This is a genomic window from Persicobacter diffluens (assembly GCF_036244895.1).
Classification (GTDB): domain Bacteria; phylum Bacteroidota; class Bacteroidia; order Cytophagales; family Cyclobacteriaceae; genus Persicobacter; species Persicobacter diffluens.
Window position 1 is genome coordinate 2,977,511 of record NZ_BQKE01000001.1, and the last position, 18,879, is coordinate 2,996,389.

Here is an 18,879-nt window from a genome sequence, read left to right on the forward strand (position 1 = left end):
AAAGATTTAGAGGGTGTTTAAAAGCCAAAATTCGCATCGAAAATATGAAGTACTGCAGTAGCGATACCCGATTATTTTGAGAGAATAACATCGCTATTGTTGAGAAATTATCCAAAATCTCCTCCAACAATGCTAATTTACAGCCAGTTGATGTGTTTTTTAAACACGCTCTTTTATTAATGACAAAAATACAAAGCCTTTTTGGGATTGAAAATAAAAAACGACTAAGCCGCCTTGGTAAAAATCTCCTTTCATGATTTTTCTCTCATGACACTTCTTCTCAGTCAGCTTCCATTTGGCTCTTTACACATTTTTTTACTCAAATCATGCTACACCAGACTTAATAAATCTAGTCAATGACCTTATCTTCAACTCAATATAGGCACTCCCTTAGTTTTTTTATTGTCCAAAGTTTGAATGAGCTGACAGCTTCTTATTCATCTGCTTCATTGAAAAAAATTCAAAACAGGGAACTATTCTTTCTTCCAGCCAGGTAGCTATTCTAGAGCCATAACATGCATAAATCGAGTTTATTGATCCCAATTTTTCTACTTAAGAATTCGGGAGTTTTCCAACTCCAATTGAAAATCAGTCAACCTCTTCAATGATAATCCGGTATTAATTCCGACAGTTGCAATTAGTATGTTCAAAAGTTGATTAAGATTAACCATATCGTCTTCCTGCAGGGAAGAGGTTTTAGAAATATAATTGTCTTCTTTTATATACGCTGCTAAAAACTTCTGATCTTCCTCCCAGTTCAGCTCTTTTATTAATTCATTAGCCGGCAAAATTTCAATAGCATTCTTCATTTGTTTTTCAATTGCTGATAGCTCCGCCGCATATTTCCTTTCCTCCTCCTCATTGACTCTTCCTGTGGCAAAAATATGATTTGTCAAGACCTGAAACTTGAAAATTACCTCCTCCAATTTAGTATAAGTGTCGGTCCAAAAATAATAGGATTGATATTTAGACCACAAAGCTTCTTTTTGTCCCAAATTTTTGGCTTGATGTAAATGATATTGAACTGCAGCTATGTCTAACTCATCCAACCAGGATTGCAATTCTTCATTTTCCCGCTCAAGATTTTCTATTAGTACCTTAGCTTCCTTCCTTTTATATTTCTCTCCATCAAAGTCAAAATATCTATTGGGAATATGCTTATCTCTTATTTGCCCCAGTATCTCTAAATCAGATAGATTCGACTGTAAATACTTTATTCGCTCTCCATTCTCAAGATTATAAATTTTATCAAATGACAGACAAGTCGTCTCTGAATAAGTTTTTTCCAGCTCATCCTCTTCTACTTTTCTTAAATATCTCCCGCCATAAAACCCCTTAAATTCCTCCTGAATATTAAACTTATCAATCTCTAACTGAAAAGAATGTTGATACTCCTCATGTGATACTATCGACATAGGTTTTTCCGGAAAACTATTGGTATATAATAGTTCCGTCATTTTAACTTGAATATCCACCGAATTTCGAAATAATACCCAAGCTGAATCAGAAATTTCAGGAACCTCAATATTTACTTTATTAATATTTTCCTCTCGTTCGAAATGAGAAGGATGCGAAGCCCACTGGTCCTTCACTTCGACCCTTGACTGAACCATATGATTTTTCAGCGCATCCTCTCCTATTTTAACTTGTCCATGATCACCCAGTAGTTGATGGTATTTTGCATAAAAAAGATGGGTAAATTGGTGATCTAAATATATGTTTCTTGTAAACTTATCCGAAGCCGCCAGCAGGTTCAAATGTTCCAAAGTACTATCAAAAGTGAAAGCGGCGAAATCAGTTTTTCGTAGTGCATTTTTAAAAGCCTCATTACCACTTACACTTACTGCTATCAGATCCGCGTGATACTCCATCTCACGAGATAACTTCATGTATGATTTATTGATAATATTATATGCGAACCTCAGCATACTCCTCACCCCTTCCACAAACCAAGAAGTCACCAATGCAAAAAAACCGAATATCCCTCCAGTTTCAGCCCAACGGGCTAAAGCATTATCCCATTTATCGTACTCATATACTAAATCATAGATCACCCGATTAACGGTATAAATATAACTTCCCACCGCCATACTTTTCTGTGAGAAGTGACCAAACTCATGTGCCAAAATGGCCTTGAACTCACTTACGGTCATCGCATTCACCAAACCCATACCTATTTCTAAATTCTTTCGAACGGGGAAGAATAGACTCCAAAAACTAGAGTTATAAAAAACCATTGCATTTACCTCAGGGGAAAGAAATATCCTCTTTGGAAAAGGGGTTTTAGTATCCCTTGTTAATTGACGAATAAATTCAAATAATTCAGGGTAGTCTTGCTCTTTAATTTCAATTCGTTGAGGGTTATCCTTTTCAGAAGCTGAAAAAATAAATTTAATCATAAAAACGAATAACATGAGCCCAAAAAGAAAAAGCCCCCCAGCTACAAGAAGAGTGATCAAAGATGGCTTATTCAACAAAATAAATAGCCCTCCCATTCCACAGAGCACCAATAAAACCCCAGCCAAGGCTAACAAAAGGAAATAAAAACAAAGAAATAAGACAATTGAGATTATGACGCCAATAACCGCCTTTTTAAAACCAGAAGAGGGCTGAATAAAATCGTAGTTGGGTAAAATCGGAGACTTCGGATAAAAATTATTTTTCATAATCAAATACGCAGGGATCATGTGAGCAATAATATCTAAAACTCACCTTAACCCCCTGCTCTAAAAAATTATATATTAATAAAACTATCTCATTTGCTAATAGCAACAAACGTTTTAAAACTACAGCAGTATACATCAATCACTTAATAGTGCAAAATTTCAATCAAACTATTTTATCCCTATTTCCCCTATCAAAAAAATCGACACTTTGAGAAGTGTTTTAATATGCATACTAATCAATTACAATAACTAATAAAAAAAGTTAATTTGGATAATATCTCACTAATAATACGGGGCTACTGTACTAAATGAGCTCCAATAGATGTATTATTTTTTTGTAGATTTGAATCAGGATCAAGCCATGGGGGCACAATATACATGGTGGTTAAAAGAGCATGATCAGGGGGCTAATACTTGTATTCAGACGACACGAATGGCTTTAATAGGGGTCTTTTCATCTCCAAGCCCAAAGTAAAAATGCTTTCCCTGATTGTTTCATGCTTAAATCCTCGATAGCTCCTAAGCGGAAAAATGAAAAAATAATTTCCTATTTTGAGTTTTTCCTACGACGAAGATAAATAGGACAAGTAAGTTCGCTCCTTTTTAAGCTATTTTGGGCTATTAAAAAATCAGCAATACCAACCACAGCCCCTGGCAATGAATCATTAAAGACACCTATTAAATCTAAGGATGAATAATGCGGCTTACTCCACCCCGACCACTTCACTCCTGCGCTCCATCAACACCACATCGCGCCAACGGCCCTCCATTTTCCCCACCCGCTCACGAATACCCAGTTTTCGAAAACCATGTTTAAGGTGCAAATGAATACTCCCCTCGTTTTCCGGAAAAATACCCGATTGCAAAGTCCAGATATTTACCGTTTCAGAAGTCTGAATCAAGGCCTTCATCAATTGGCTACCGAATCCTCTCCCATGGTATTCAGCTGCAATATAAATACTTACTTCTGTTACCCCTGCATAGACGCATCTGCTAGAAACCGGAGAAAGAGCGGCCCAACCCACCACCTCCCCTTCTTCTATCCCAACTAATCGACATTTCTCCAAATGACTGGCATTCCACTCCTCCCATTTTGGTGCCGTTTTTTGAAAAGTCGCATTACCAGTATCCATTCCCTGCTGGTAAATCCGTGACACTTCTTCCCAATGTTCGGGCAATATTTCTATTATTTCCATTTTTATGCATTTTATAAATAATCAGCACCTAAATAAGAAATAAACAGGATTAACGCAATATAAAAAAAGGCGAAAAGAAAAACTCCCTTCGCCTTTACTTTATTCATCCTATTTATTGCTTAACCCGAATTATTCACCGCCACACTTAATAATCCACCATAAACCCCTAGACTTCATCGTTTTCTGATTAGTTTAATCAAATTACCAATAGCTCAAATTTAGGTATGCTTGCTTTCTCCTCATTCATCTGCTTCGTTGGAAAAAACTCGAAATAGGAAACTATTCCTTCATTTTTCCCGCCTAGCAGCTAAACGAGGATTTAAGCTTGAATAATCCGGGTTAATTAATATTTCATCACCTTGATCAATCGCTGGCTGTCTGATGCCGGCAATCGAAGCAAATACATACCGGTAGGCAGGGCAAGCGATGTGGCAGCCTTTCCACCAAAAAAGGTCAATGTTTTTTCCTTTAACAAACTTCCCTGCTGACTATACACCTGCAATAAATAACTTCCTTCCAGCCCCTGAACATGTAACTGAAGCTCATCACGGAAAGGGTTTGGATAAGCAAACACTTCCGGTTGCAGTCTCACAAACTCCCGGTTATTGGGAGCGCTCACCCAGCCGTTATCATACCAAGACTCCTCACAGACATTTACCAGATCTTCAGTTTGCGCCCCTCCATTGTCATTAAAAATAACATTCGCGCATTCCACTGCCTCCAAAGTATACGACCACCAACCATTGCCCTCATCATTCATGGGGACGCCCGGCCAGCTGGTGGTTAAGTTGGTTCCGGTGGTATTCCAATAGTAGAGATAAGGACGCTGCCAATTATTGTTATTTTTATAATGAACAGTCAAACCTGTTGGAGCATCAAAGGTAAACTGAGCTTCTGCAAGCTCAGAAATACCATTAGCGTTTACGGCAATGGCTTTTACGGTAGTGGCCGACGTTAATGTAAAAGCATTGGAGTATACTGCTGAGGAGGTGGTCGGTGTACTACCATCAAGGGAGTAATAGATATCCGCCTGCTGATCAGAAGATAAAGTAACAGCAACACTACCGGATGGAAAATTACCCCCATTCGGCGCAATACGTACCAGCGGTACTTCCGGCAGGGGACAATCACCCGGACAACTGTTGTACCATTGATTTTCAGAAAGAACATACCAGCCCTCCGTATTACGGAAGAGGTCATCGGTCTGATTACTGCTACCATCATTAAACACAATGCCGACCTCCACACTTTCCTCCACCAAATAAGCATACCATGCTGTACTTCCTTCCTGACTCATTGGAATACCCGGCCATGACGGGAATCCTGCAAGTGCTGAATTGGCATTCTTATCAAACAGATAAACATATACCTGATTCCAATTATTCGTGTTTTTAAAATGAATATTAAAAGTATCTTCCTGCTCTTCGATAGTAATTGTATAGGTCTCATCCACCTGATTGGAATCTCCGGCACTATTCACCGCCACCGCTCTTAATCTGCTGCTGGCCGTAAGATTCAAACTACCCGAATATACCGGACTGCCACTACCCGGCTCACTTCCATCCAAGGTATAGTAAATAACGGCGGAAGCATCATCTGCTGATAAAGAAACGGTCACCGAATTAGCATACGTTCCTCCTACCGGGCTTATGGATAATATCGGTGGCTCATCCGGTTCAGGACAATCTCCCGGGCATTCATCATACCAGGTACTGTTACTATAATCATACCATCCAGTCATATTCCGCTGCAGGTCATCCGTCTGACTTCCTCCCGCATTACTGAAAATTACACCGAGATTAATAACCTGTTCCGTCTCCACCCTATACCAAGGGGTATTGGGTACAACGGTCATACTTATTCCAGGCCAACTATCAAAACCGGAAATAGCAGCGTTCGCATCAAAGTCCCAGATATATAAAGAAGGGTTATTCCAATTATCCGTATTTTTAAAATATATAGTAATTGGTTCCGGATCACCAATCGTATATCGACCACTCCAAATATTTGAGGTATTTCCATCACCATCCACTGCCAAAGCTTTCAAAGTGGTATGTTCTGCAATATTGATAGGAGCACTGTAAACCGAAGAAGAGGTGGTTGGCGTGCTTCCATTGGTGGTATAATATATTTTCATACCATTAGGATTAGCCGTAGTCGTCGCACTTAAACTCACGCTCAGCGGATCAGCATACTGCCCGGGCGCGGGATTGGCGCTTACCAATACCTCTTCTCCCACTTCAAAAGGCTGCCCGATTAATAACATGCCATAAGAGGTTTGGAAAGTAGCATTTCCACCATTCACCGTGGCCGTTGCTCCGGAAAAATAGTCTTTCAATAACGTACCATCTTCCCAGGTTCCCCGAACATTCAGGGTATAAGGATTTGCATTCTCTTCAATGCCCATCACCACCATCGTCTTATCTCCCGAAGTGGAACGACGGAAAATATAAGGCTGATCTGATAATTTCTCATGGCTACCCGCCCCCACAGAAAGATGTTCCCGGCGAAATCTCCCCAGCTTTTGCCAGTGATTGAGCATATCCATATTGTACTTCGTATGGGCGATATCATTCCAATTCATAAAGGACCGATAGCCGGCATCCCCATAAGTTTGAGGAGAGAAAAATGGACGAGCAGACTCATCTCCATAATAAATTTGCACGCCACCCGGCGCCAACATTAAGGTGGTTCCTGCATAAAAAAGATTATCCCGATTATAAGGAGAAACATCATGGGAGGCGATATAACTTAATATATTAAAACCGGCATCATTATTCACCCTGTTAGCATAATCTGAGAAAATCTGCTCTTGGGACTTACCATCTAAATCAGTCTTAAAAGCAAAGTTAATCACATTATCAAAACCATTACTGAAATAATAATTCTTCCCATCATACACCGATTGCCCGAATACCTCACCCGTCATCCAGAAGTCCAGATCATCCGGCTTCTTGCCCGGATTATTTTGCTTCCACTCCCGTAAAGCCTGCACGCACTGCTCCTTCAGCGCACGCCAAACATCCACCTCCACATGCTTGGCCGTATCCACACGAAAGCCGTCAATTCCAAACTCTCGCACCCAATCCACCAGCCATTTAATCAGGTAATAACGGGGAACTCTTGGATAGCCTGTACGGTTAAAAAAATCGTTCAGGGAGGCCAATTCCTGATCTTTGATCCCTTCATATTCCCATTTCGACACTAACCATCCCGGCAAATCCACATAACCGGAAGTCAGATTCGTCCGCATATCCGGCAAGCCTGCCAGCGGACAATAAATGGTCGCATCTCCCCCTTCACAGTCGGAGCGCACCCAGCTTGAGGGCCAGCCAGCATCCTGCCCCGTGGGGTAACCACTATGGTTCAATACGATGTCCATCACCACCCGAATACCATGATCATGGGCAGCATCCACAAATTGTCGAAATTCCTCTCTCGTCCCCATATTGGCATCCATTTGCCGCCAATCTTTGGTCCAGTAGCCATGATAAGCCCAGGCATTTTCCGCTCCAATTGATCCATGCATTTGCTCATAGGGAGCCGTGATCCAAATTGCACTCACGCCCAGGTCATCAAAATATCCCTCATTAATTTTTTGGGTTACCCCGGCAATATCACCTCCCTGCCAATCCAATTCTCCATTTTGACTATTCCGTTGACGTCCATAGGAGTAATCATTTCCGGTGTTCCCATTATTAAAACGGTCGGTCAGCATAAAATAAACCGTGGCATTGTCCCAAGAAAAAGGCAGGCTTCTCCCGGATTGCCCCATCACCTGCCCGGACAGCAATAGCACCAGCAGGAGACCAAAAAGGTTGGTAAACTTTCTCATAGTAATTTAAATTGAGCTAAAGCAGAAGTACTATTGATGTACTGCTGCATGAAAAAAATCAAAGTGCGACAAGAAGCCTCAGCCTACTGATAGAGAAAAATGAGTATTACATTTTCGCATTCAAATGAATGACCAGCGGTCTCACAAAGCACTATGCCTTACTTCCTGATTGCAAAATCAATATGAGTAAATCTGTAAACGCCATCGTTTTATAACTTAAAAATACTTGAAGCGTCCCACTTTCCACCGACCCATTTCATGAATTGAGCCGCAATAACTTCCCCTATCATAAATAATTACCATTTTTATCATGGATTGCATCTAATAATTTTCTTTTCCTCATGAAATATTTATTTTAGGTAGTAGTCATTTTTTTACTTATGAGACCCACTTTTTACACGAGCCTTCTCCTTCTATTCCTCCTTACATGGCAGCTTACTCATGCCCAGCATCAGGTACAGTTCATCATTAATCACCTACCGGAGTACAGCCCGGAGGACGATACCCTATACATGGTAGCCGATTTCAACGATTGGGCACAGCAGCAAAATCAACAGCAATTTCTCCCTTATCCGGATGGCACTTTTCGGCTCACGCTTTCCGTGACAGACCTCAAGGAATTTGAATACAAAATTAACCGGGGAAGTTGGGAATCTGTCGAAGGCAACCACTTTGGTGATTACCGAAACAATCGGATTTTTAAAAAATCCGCCGGGGTCATGAGCCAGGAAATCACCATCAAAAGCTGGCAGGACCTGCATAAAGTGCATCACCCTCCACTGGAAATTACCATCAATGAAATCCCGGCCAACACCCCCAAAGGCGCGCCCTTATTTTTATCCGGCACCTTAAATGCCTGGACTCCTGACGATCCCGATTTTCAATTTCAGCAAAAAGAAGATGGAACCTATTACCTGCAACTGCCTCCCGGCTTCGAGACTTTTCGATATAAAATTACACGCGGAAGCTGGCGGGCCGTTGAGGGAAGGGCTGATGGAGGCATCATGAATAACAGGATCTGGGACCAGTCAGAAAATACCACCAAAGTCATGAGCAACCTGACCATTTCCAGCTGGGAGGATTTAAGTCCCTGGCCCTGGATCAAAATTATTCTGGTGGTTTTCCTCCTGGGGATACAGGTACAAAGCGTCACACACAACTATATCTACAAACACCGTTCTTATATTGATATTTATAGCCTCCTGGCCATTATATTTCTATTTTTAGGCGCCATCCGTCCAATAGCGGACCCCTTTCCGTCCATCAGCTTAGTGCCCACAGCCCTGGCCATGCTATTACCTATCCAATTAATCGGCAAGCGAAAACGGCCCACCCTTTGGTATGGCTTATTACTCTTAAATATCTGCATATTTTCATTATTGTGGATCAGTGATTTATTAAATATCTACCAGGGAAATATTTTCCAACTCTCTATTATATGGAAAAACATCGCTTTCTCTCTATGTTTCCTAACATGGGGATACTATCTACAATATCAATTTCCATCCAAAAAGATAAGCATCTGGATGGCAGGCTCTTTTTCCCTGTTCTTTTTTATCCTCAGCGGGCCATTGAATGTATTCCAGCTGGATTCGTATTATCTTTCTGAATACTTGCCTTATTGCTTTTGGCTTCTAGTCAGTTTAACCCATTTTTTCCAAATTTTCAACACAAAAAGAGGACTGAAATCACCCAGGCAAAAGGAAGAGCAGGAAGGATTACCGGAAAAGCTCGTGGAAATGTTGCATAAACACATGCAGGACAAACAGGAATACAAAGACCCGGCACTAAGCTTAAGCTCCTTATCAAAATCATTAGGGACCAACAATCAATACCTATCCAAAGCCATCAATGAACAATTAGGAAAAAGCTTCCCGGACTATATCAATGAATTAAGAATTGAGGCCTTCATACAGGCCGTTCAGGAAGACCAAAACCGGAAATACAGTTACCTGCAGCATGCCTTGCAAGTGGGCTTTAACTCTAAATCCTCCTTTAACCGATCCTTCAAAAAAATCACCGGCAAAAGCCCCTCCGCTTATTTTGAAGAAGATGAAATATCATCAACCTCCTGAAGCCATGTTTAGCACGTATTTAAAAATTAAAATTCATAGCGAAAATTTGAAGTATCCCCTCCAATAATTCTGATTTGAAGTCGGGTGCTGCGTTTTTAAACGGGCTCTTAACCCGGATTATTCATGCTTAAAACCTCGTTTAGCTGCAAGACGGGAAAAATGAAGGAATAGTTCCCTATTTCAAGTTTTTTCCAACGAAGCAGATGAATGAGGTGAAAGCAAGCTTGCCCAAATTTGGGCTATTAATAATTTAGCAATAATGACCCTATCAGACTAAACATAAGTCACTTAAGACGACTCACTAAATCTAGCGGTGAATAACTCGGGTTAAGCAGGGTGCTTGGGGGGGCTGCTGCCGCTTAGACGTCAGCACCGGGCTCGCGCGGCTCACCTCATCGGCCTTTTGGGCCGCTGTGGTTCAAACAAGCCCGCTTCATCCCTGCCCCTGCCGGGCTATTCGCCCGGATGGGATCTCGAGAACTGCCGGCAGAAGGATAGAGGCATTGTTGAAGCTCTTTTTGCAGCCTAAAAGCGTAGCGGCTCGCAAAAAAGCGACTGCCGAAAGCCTGCTAGTGAGCCTGGGCGAGCTACTGCCCCAAAAACAAATACTTCCACACAGCAGGTTGAAATATAAAATATATAATAAATTATTCCCCACCCCTATCTTATTCCCCCATCAGCAAAAACATTCACCACAGTTTAACAATAGAGCTTCCATCTGACGCCCAAATTCTGAAAGGGAATAATTCGTCTAAAAAGTAGCATTCACATGTTTACAGACATTGATATACTAGATAAAAATGATGTTATCCTTACTGACTAAGCTAATTTTCGCGCTTCCAGGGTATCAATGAGCGCAAAAAATAATAAAGAACATGAAAATCTTAAATTCTCCTGAGGGTCTACAGGTTGATAATCTTTAAATATTTTACCCTCTTCAAACATGTAAAAAGCCAATACGCCACTATTGGGATATCGATTAATTTTAGCCTGCAGAATATCATTTTTTAAATCTTCATCCTCTTCTTGTCGGGATAGAACGGAAATAAAATCAAGATTGGGTTGAATAAAGGATACATATTCATCAGCATCTACCTCTTCATCCAATACCCCGGCGGTTTCGGAAAAGTACTCTACCAGCGTAATGAGCATGGCATAAATAGCATGTTGCTTTTCATCTCCCTCCTCAATGGCCAATGCCTTAACCAGCTCATCAATAAAAACTTGCCGGAGGCCTATTTCATGGATTTGAGCCAAAACTTGAACTTTGGGTCGGTGTTTCACCAGCGTAAATCGCGCCTCCAAAGCTTGTACATTGGCCAGGAGTTCAGGAGGGAAGATGTCGGACATTTCAAAAAGTATTTTTGCTTTTTAAACTCCTCCCGCTCGTTTTCAGTTACAGTTCCTCAGACCAAATACAACCTTTAAAATCGAAATAGACAGAAACATGACGAACTTATCGCATCACCTCAATTCCTTTTTGCTCAATGGATTTGATAGTCTCAAACTGTTCTCGATTATATGAAAAGTCAAGATCGTTATCCTGCAAATCAAGATGATAACTTTCATTATGCGTTTTATCACCATATTTTCTTCGCCCTTTAAAAGCTCCGTTTTCTGACAATTCCTTTAACACCCGAATATCCTTCACCTTATTCTGACTCAGATTCAACTGCCTTAGTTGCGTCATTGCTGCCAAGGCATCAATATTTCTAATTTTATTCCGGCTCAACATCAAATAGTGAGGATTAAACCCTTTCAAAAAATCAATCTCTTTTAAGCCGCAGTCCATCATGGACAAGGATTTTAATTCCGGATTTATTTTTTCAAAACATGAAAAGTCCCGGAAACGAAGGCCCGCCAACCAAAGTGTTTCCAACTCCTCCAAACCTTCCAAAGGGCATAAATCCGTGACCCGACTATAACCCAAATTCAAGTCTTTTAAAAACGTCATTCCTGCCAATGGACTAATGTCTCGTACGGAGGTATACCAGCAATCCAGCTTACGCAACTCCTGTAATTGATTCAAGGGCGACAGATCATGCACCTCAGTATATCGAATATTCAGCTCTCTTAAATATTTAAAATATTGAATTGCTCCGATATCTCTAACCTTATGAGCTTTACTCCTGGGCTTAGCGGACAGATCCAATCGGTCCATCGATTCGGCATCTTTTAAAGTAACAGGAGTACCCACAGGGATTCGCAAGGCTAACCTTACCTTGGTTTCAAACACATTATCATGAAAAACAATATGTCCTTCCTCATTTAAATAAGACTTTTCTGTAGCCATTGATGACCACGAACAACAAAAAAATAATAGTATACAAAAAAATGCTTTCATGTCTATTTTGGTTTATATCAACAAAATAGGCATACCAAACACGCCCCTTATTAAAACACCCTTAGATTTACACAAATACCAAAACGGGACAATCCGAACCCAATAAAGACAAAGGAAGCCCGAACACCTAACCAAAGGTTTTAGCATGAAAAATATGTCTATATTATACCCTCATTTAGTAACATATTAAACATTACTTATTTCATAACTATCACAGTCTTTTCAAATTAGACTTCTATGGTTCATTTAATCGATGAGAAAAAAGAAAATTTTCTAAAAATCAATTACCGAAAGGAGTCGCTCCAAGTTTATAAATACATGATTTCAAAGCGAGTAATCCAAGTCTGAATGGAGTATAGAAGATTTATCCCGGTTTATTCCTACTTAAATCCTGTTTTAGCTGCAAGGCGGGGAAAATGAAGGAATAGTTCCCTATTTCAAGTTTTTTCCAACGAAGCAGATGAATGAGGATAAAGTAAGCCCACCCCAATTTGGGCTAATATAAAATCGCAAGAACTATTTTAACAGAATAGTATAAAGCAATTTACACCAAACGCCTGAATCTAGTAATAAATAGTTCGGGTCAAAAAAGGTAAAACCAGGCTACTTCATAAGTAACCTATTGCTATTAGATATACGGGCTTTATTTATTGGGACAAGAAATCATCAATAATTCGATCGTGATCCAATAATACCCCTCAGCAGCAATCAATAAAAGCGGTGCTTATCAATTAATAACTTTCCTTCTTCTTCTCAAATTGCAAGGTATCCGGGTCATCACTGATATATAGAGCGTCCATTCCGGATTGCATGACTAAAATCTTCCCAAAAGCTTCAGGCAACTCCAGCTCTTGTGCCGTTACCCATCGTCCCTCTCCATAAACAGCAATTTTTTCTCCGGGCTCCAAAATCCCTTCGTGATATTTGAAGCTCTTATTCATCCCAAGCCAGTTTTCATCATCATGACCATGATTTTTTAAATATTGTTTTAATTTGGGACTGGCGTCATTCAGAAAACCGGAATCAAATTTGGCATCCTTTACGATATAAGATCTTTTTTCCGATGCCTCAATGATCGCAAAATGATCTCCTTCCTTGATCAGAAAAGGGATGCTTTTTTGATCATCTATCACTTTCACCCATTTGGAGCTTTTCCCCTGGCTTTTTTTCTGCTGTACCTCCACATGATATTCAGCACAAGCTCTTCCGGACAATGGTGCTTTCAAGGCCTCATTCACCGGTACGACCTGACCCACAATACGAGCCGTCTGTCCGTTACGAAAGTTTTTGATTTTTTTTAGAGGAGCCTTTTTTAATTTTCGTTTAACAATGGCCTTCTCGGTAAAAAAATGAGAAAAGATGATAAACCCGAGGATAATGAATCCTATAAACCCAAAAAATATATATTCAACATTCATGATATTTAATTACTTCAACAAAATCAGATACATGCTCAATATATTATAAACAAATAAAAACCCCAATTAAATCAACTTTTCCTAATTTAATATTTTCGCAAAAAGCGGGTTTATCCTTCATCAGCGTGTACTTCACTGCCAACGCATGGAACAAAACCTGAAAGATTGCCGAGGTCATCCCTTTTATTTTGAGAAAATAACATCGCTATTATTGAAACATTATCCCAAATCACATTCAATTAACCGAATGATATATGCCTAATTCCGCTTTTTCCCCAACCTTACACCTCACTACTATCGGTGTCCTGTACAGAAATGCTGGGATTTGGGAAAAAAGGCCTAATTTTGGCTATTGAAAAGGAAACGCATAAGAGAGCTGAGATGACCATTAATCCTTCTGATAAAGACCGTTTAATACATGCTTTGCCTAAAGAGGCCGAGAACATAACATTACCTGAAAAATTCACTTTTCCATTTAACTACCAACCGCATGCACTCTGTGTATTGGCGGCGGAGGAGTTGCAGGCCTATTTGGCTCAAAAGGAGGAGTGGCAGGAAGAGCTGAGTCTGGAAGGAGACAATGAACGTGTGGGCAAAATGTTTGGGGTGATGATTGTGCGGGATAGCCATGGTCAATTGGGCTATTTGGCGGCTTTCTCAGGAGCTATTGCGGGTAAGAACCAATGGCCAGGATTTGTCCCCACACTCTATGATCGCTGGGATCCCAATTCCTTCTTCAAAATCGGGGAGCAGGAATTAAATGCCATCAATGAGGAGGTGGTAAAACGGGAAAATGCACCGGATTACCTGGCAGCCCTACAGGATATGGAAGAATGCAGAAGGATTGGAACTGCTCAGATTGAAGCTTTTCGAAAGGAGGTAAAAGACCGAAAGGCCGAAAGAAGAGCCAAACGCGCAGAAGCGGAAAGCACATTATCAGAAGAAGCATATTCGAAACTTTTGCATAAAGCAAGTTTAGAAAGTCAGGCGGATCGCAAATGGCTGAAGGGGGCGATTAAACAGGAGCAAAAAAGAATGAAAATTGCAGAAGAAAAAGTAGAGGCGATGCGTGCTCCTATTTTAGCTTTGAAAGAGGCGCGTAGGGAAAAGTCCAATGCGATTCAACAGCAGATTTTCGATCAGTACACCTTCCTCAATACCCGAGGTGAAAAGAAAGGGGTGCGGGAGATTTTTGGAGAGGAATTACCTCCGGCGGGTGCGGGAGATTGTGCCGGGCCTAGGTTATTGCAATATGCTTTTGCGCAAAATCTAAGTCCGATTGCCATGGCGGAGTTCTGGTATGGACCTTCTCCAAAGACCATCATCCGCAAACATTTGAATTATTATCCGGCTTGTAAAGGAAAATGTGGTCCGATCATGGGGCATATGCTTCAAGGCTTAGAGATGGAGGAGGATCCGCTACCGGCAAGAATTATCGTCCCGGATCATATTGAGGTCTTGTATGAGGATGAAGTGCTGGCCGTGGTCAATAAGCCTTCCGGATTTCTATCTGTTCCCGGAAAAAGCCATACCGATTCCATACTGGAAAGGATCAAACAGCAAATGCCAGATGCGGAAGGACCGATCATTGTACACCGACTAGACATGGACACTTCCGGCCTGATGGTGGTAACAAAAAATGAAGAAGTCTATAAAAATCTACAGGAACAATTCACCAAAAGAACGGTCAAGAAGCGATACACTGCTTTACTGGAAGGTTATGTAAAAAAATCGGATGGTTATATCGACCTGCCGCTTCGTGTGGACCTTGATGATCGCCCAAGACAGATGGTCTGCTACCAGCATGGAAAAGCCGCCCGCACCAAATTCGAGGTGAAGGAACGTAAAAACGGCCGAACACTGATTCATTTCTATCCGATTACCGGACGTACACATCAGCTGCGCATGCATGCGGCTCATCCGGATGGTTTGAATTGTCCGATTACTGGAGATGATTTATATGGAAAGGTAGATGAACGCCTGCATCTGCATGCGGCTTATCTGGAGTTTGAGCATCCGGTGAAGAGGGAGAGGATGAGCTTTGTGTTAGAGGCGGATTTTTAAAAACACCCCACCCAAAAACGGGCGATTACCTTCTAGTAATTGCCCGTAGCATTAGTAAATGAGTCAGTTTTAATAGGGGCCTATGTAACTCCAAAGTGGGGTTTTATCCGGAGCATGCAAGGCTGCATCAGAGGCATAATTTCCTGTAATCTCAATAATGGACTGGTATACGTTCCCTTCATACTGAACTAATTCATCCTGTTTATAGGCTGTATTATTTCCACCACCTGTTACTGCCCAGGTCTTTAAGGAAGGCCATGATGATCCCTGACAAATTCCTAACAACATCCATTTGTCATGATGTTGGACGGTGTAAATATCTTTATTTGACTGATATGACATAGATGGCTCATCTGCGTTGACTGAAGTATGACTTACTAAACAAATCCAGGTATAAGTAACTCCTATTGACGCTGCAGATACTAAATCCCCCCTGCTATAAGCAGTCCCTTTCACCCAATCCGATGGACAATCCTGTGGTGGGGCTACAATCAGATCGTAAGGGTTGATCAAGGTCATATACCAATCATCGGGCTGAAAGTTGGTAATACTGTAGGTGGTTTTAAAATCAGTAGTCAAATCCGTGGTTTGAGAAGTCACCAAAGCCCCAATTGCTTCCGAGTTCGGATCACTGTCCTTTTGATAGACAAAAGTATCGTCCACGGTTGTGGCGGTCACGGGAGGGAAAACCACTGAAACATCTAAAGATTCACCAACATAATTCAAGGGTAATATCATAACAGCCAAGCCGTATTTAACCGGATAATCTGAAATTAGATTTACTCCCGAATTTGAAACACTTAACGCTCCGGTATAAGCTTTATTAAGATACTGCCCACTTTGCACTCCGTTTACGGGTACCATGCGCGCGATTTCAAGAAACAGTCGCTCATAATCCCCAATATCTCCATCCAAATGACCGTAACCGATATCTGTCAAATCCCCTCCGGAAGTACTGGTAAGTACAAAATGAACCTCTACTGGCACAATACTATTTGGGGTTATTTCAAACGCAATAGGGCATGCATTAGCAGGATCATAACCATCCGGAATATTCCCTTCCACGGGCACATAGCCAATCACGTCCTTCATGCTATTCAATAAAGCGCAAGAAGTGATCACATAGTTACCGACAGGTAAAAGCAATTTTTCGGATGAAATACTCCCATCAGCATAAATATAGGCTTCTACAACATAAGTTTCCTCGGTCCCCAAATCGTCACAATCCCCATTCAAACAGGGGGCTACCTCATATACAATAGTACCCGTTTCCTCAACCATTGCCACTGCCGCCTGCCGGCCATTTTCAAACAGCTCCAACTGCATCGACAAGGCCAACTCTCCGGTTCCATTCAGGGGAGATTGTTCATCAACATGGCAACTGATGAAAAGGAAGGTCAATGAGAAAAGTAAAAAGACCGATCTGATCATTGGAATGAGTTTTATGGGTGATTGTATAGGGGAAAACACACCCTATGGGGAGGGTGTGTTTATTGTTTCAATTAGATACGATTAATTCAAAATCACATCAAATACATCATTTTGAGTCGGTGTAATTGGGTTGCCAACATCAACAGGCTTACCATTAGATGCATCAGCTTTACCATGGTACTTGATCGTTGAAATTGTACCTCCGGTAAATGATACAGTTACCGATTTACCCTCTGGAATACCAACCGTCCAGAATCCATTTGAGTAATTACCACTGCTATCATCTTCTTCAAAATAAACAATTGTAGCATCAGAAGAATCTGTAATTTTCAAAGTACCAGGAACAGCCACCCACTTACCATCAGCATCCAATTTTGTTGTTGTAATTTGGAAATCGGCTCTTTTTACAATGTTACCTTCGTGAATGATACCATTCATATAACCGAAATCGGTTGCGCTGTTTTCTGTCACATCTACTGCAGCGAATTCAACATTCCAAATTTCATTAGCATTGATTGTAATAGCACTTGAAGCTAATTTTGTTGTTGCATCTAAGGCTACCTCAGTAATAAAAACAGAACCAGCTGGCGCACTACTTTCATCAAACGAAATTGGATCTAAATTTTTTGTCCAATTTGCCAATATCGAATTAGTTTTGGGTGTCATCGCTAACAAATCACCACCATCATCAAATAGCTGAACATCTGTAAAGAAAATCTCTGTACCCGCTGGAAAAGCTACTTTATCTGTTGTTACAAAACCAGTTCCTGCTGTCTCATCTCCCCCAGGGTATAAACCTGCGTTCGTTTTTGTAAAAGTCAAAGGTATTGCTGTTGTCCCATCCGAATAAGTAACAACCATTGTCTCCACACTCTCCATTACAAAAGCTGAGATTCCCATAACACGAGCTGTACTCTCATTAGAGTGCATCGCAGAATTAAAAGTAATCTCCCCATTCCCAACCAATTCATCCTCAGTGGACTTACAAGAGAAAAGACCCGCTACTACCAGTAGCAACGTCAATAATTTTGTCGTTAAGTTTTGCATAAATATTGATTAATTATTTTGTAAATATGATATCGATAATATCGTCTTGTTCATGTATTCTATTGACCGGATAATCCAAGTTCAGGAATTGCCCCTGATCCAATACTAGTCGTACTTTTTCGACTTTCAAGTCGCTATCATCCGGTGTAAAAAAGATGGTCGTCATCGTCCCTTTCGGCACCCCAATCTTTGAAAATCCGGTATCCAGTCCCTTTTGTTCCACCAAGATCGCCCCCTCCTCATTTTCTATTCTGATCGTACCCGTTACTGGCACCCAAGCACCCTTGTCATCAATTATGGAAGCAGTAATGGTAAAATCGGTACGCTCTAGGATGCTGACACCCCAATTGGCATAGCCAAAATCCGCCTCCGAGAAACCATTCGCCAATACTACCTGCAGGCTTTCCTGATAAGTCTGATTAAAGGTTCTTACAATGCCGTACGGTAAGGGTTCTTGGACTTGTGGTGCCAAAATCGCCGTATCCATCGGGATAGCGGCCACTACCATTCCATGCTCACTCATCAGTTCCACCTTGAACAGCTCACTCGCTCCAATCAAGCCTTTGGAGGCCGGCACCACCACCCCACTATCAGTAGGATGCGCCAATAACTTTTGCGCCAAAATTTTATCCGAACCCTGAGATTGGATCACCGCATAAGCTACCTGATCGATCCAGTGTTGATCATTTTCACTAATGGAAAATACATACTGACAATCAGGAGATTGCGGGTAGAATAATTCCTCCTGTTTACAGGAAAAAAACAGCAACAAAAATATATATAGTATATTGATCAATCTCATC

The 18,879-nt window shown here is 41.1% G+C and carries 12 protein-coding genes; 3 read left to right on the forward strand and 9 right to left on the reverse strand.

Going from position 1 to position 18,879, the window contains the following annotated elements; genetic code table 11:
• Positions 1-548 precede the first annotated feature (548 nt).
• Complete coding sequence (locus AAA970_RS12010) at positions 549-2,399, reverse strand: M48 family metallopeptidase (RefSeq protein WP_338237311.1); 1,851 nt, start codon at positions 2,397-2,399, stop codon at positions 549-551.
• A 589-nt stretch (positions 2,400-2,988) separates the two neighbouring features.
• Between AAA970_RS12010 and AAA970_RS12015 the strand changes: the two genes are divergently transcribed.
• Positions 2,989-3,141 (forward strand): hypothetical protein, encoded by a 153-nt coding sequence (locus AAA970_RS12015; protein WP_338237312.1) that lies wholly within the window; start codon positions 2,989-2,991, stop codon positions 3,139-3,141.
• 229 nt (positions 3,142-3,370) lie between these two features.
• On the opposite strand, the gene AAA970_RS12020 is transcribed toward AAA970_RS12015, so the two are convergent.
• Both AAA970_RS12020 and AAA970_RS12025 read right to left on the reverse strand, forming a co-directional pair.
• Positions 3,371-3,862 (reverse strand): GNAT family N-acetyltransferase, encoded by a 492-nt coding sequence (locus AAA970_RS12020; protein ID WP_338237313.1) that lies wholly within the window; start codon positions 3,860-3,862, stop codon positions 3,371-3,373.
• 343 nt (positions 3,863-4,205) lie between these two features.
• Positions 4,206-7,697: a starch-binding protein gene (locus tag AAA970_RS12025; RefSeq protein WP_338237315.1), complete on the reverse strand. Its 3,492-nt coding sequence runs from the start codon at positions 7,695-7,697 to the stop codon at positions 4,206-4,208.
• A 380-nt stretch (positions 7,698-8,077) separates the two neighbouring features.
• Between AAA970_RS12025 and AAA970_RS12030 the strand changes: the two genes are divergently transcribed.
• Positions 8,078-9,772, forward strand: coding sequence for a helix-turn-helix domain-containing protein (locus tag AAA970_RS12030; protein WP_338237316.1), 1,695 nt, complete (start codon positions 8,078-8,080; stop codon positions 9,770-9,772).
• An 819-nt stretch (positions 9,773-10,591) separates the two neighbouring features.
• On the opposite strand, the gene AAA970_RS12035 is transcribed toward AAA970_RS12030, so the two are convergent.
• From AAA970_RS12035 to AAA970_RS12045, 3 genes are all read right to left on the reverse strand, one after another.
• Positions 10,592-11,122, reverse strand: a complete 531-nt coding sequence (locus AAA970_RS12035; RefSeq protein ID WP_338237317.1) for a hypothetical protein — start codon at positions 11,120-11,122, stop codon at positions 10,592-10,594.
• 106 nt (positions 11,123-11,228) lie between these two features.
• A complete protein-coding gene (locus tag AAA970_RS12040; RefSeq protein WP_338237318.1) occupies positions 11,229-12,116 on the reverse strand; it encodes a leucine-rich repeat domain-containing protein in 888 nt (295 codons plus the stop codon).
• A gap of 731 nt (positions 12,117-12,847) precedes the next feature.
• The gene (locus AAA970_RS12045) at positions 12,848-13,534 is read right to left on the reverse strand and encodes a hypothetical protein (protein WP_053405855.1); all 687 of its coding nucleotides are present in this window, start codon (positions 13,532-13,534) and stop codon (positions 12,848-12,850) included.
• A 345-nt stretch (positions 13,535-13,879) separates the two neighbouring features.
• Here AAA970_RS12045 and AAA970_RS12050 point away from each other — a divergent pair, with 345 nt between their 5' ends.
• Positions 13,880-15,598 (forward strand): pseudouridine synthase, encoded by a 1,719-nt coding sequence (locus AAA970_RS12050; RefSeq protein WP_338237319.1) that lies wholly within the window; start codon positions 13,880-13,882, stop codon positions 15,596-15,598.
• A 69-nt stretch (positions 15,599-15,667) separates the two neighbouring features.
• On the opposite strand, the gene AAA970_RS12055 is transcribed toward AAA970_RS12050, so the two are convergent.
• The 3 genes from AAA970_RS12055 to AAA970_RS12065 form a co-directional block, all read right to left on the reverse strand.
• The gene (locus tag AAA970_RS12055) at positions 15,668-17,029 is read right to left on the reverse strand and encodes a hypothetical protein (protein ID WP_338237320.1); all 1,362 of its coding nucleotides are present in this window, start codon (positions 17,027-17,029) and stop codon (positions 15,668-15,670) included.
• Between the two features lie 81 nt (positions 17,030-17,110).
• The gene (locus tag AAA970_RS12060) at positions 17,111-18,076 is read right to left on the reverse strand and encodes a hypothetical protein (protein WP_338237321.1); all 966 of its coding nucleotides are present in this window, start codon (positions 18,074-18,076) and stop codon (positions 17,111-17,113) included.
• Between the two features lie 13 nt (positions 18,077-18,089).
• Positions 18,090-18,878 (reverse strand): hypothetical protein, encoded by a 789-nt coding sequence (locus AAA970_RS12065; RefSeq protein ID WP_338237322.1) that lies wholly within the window; start codon positions 18,876-18,878, stop codon positions 18,090-18,092.
• Position 18,879 lies beyond the last annotated feature (1 nt).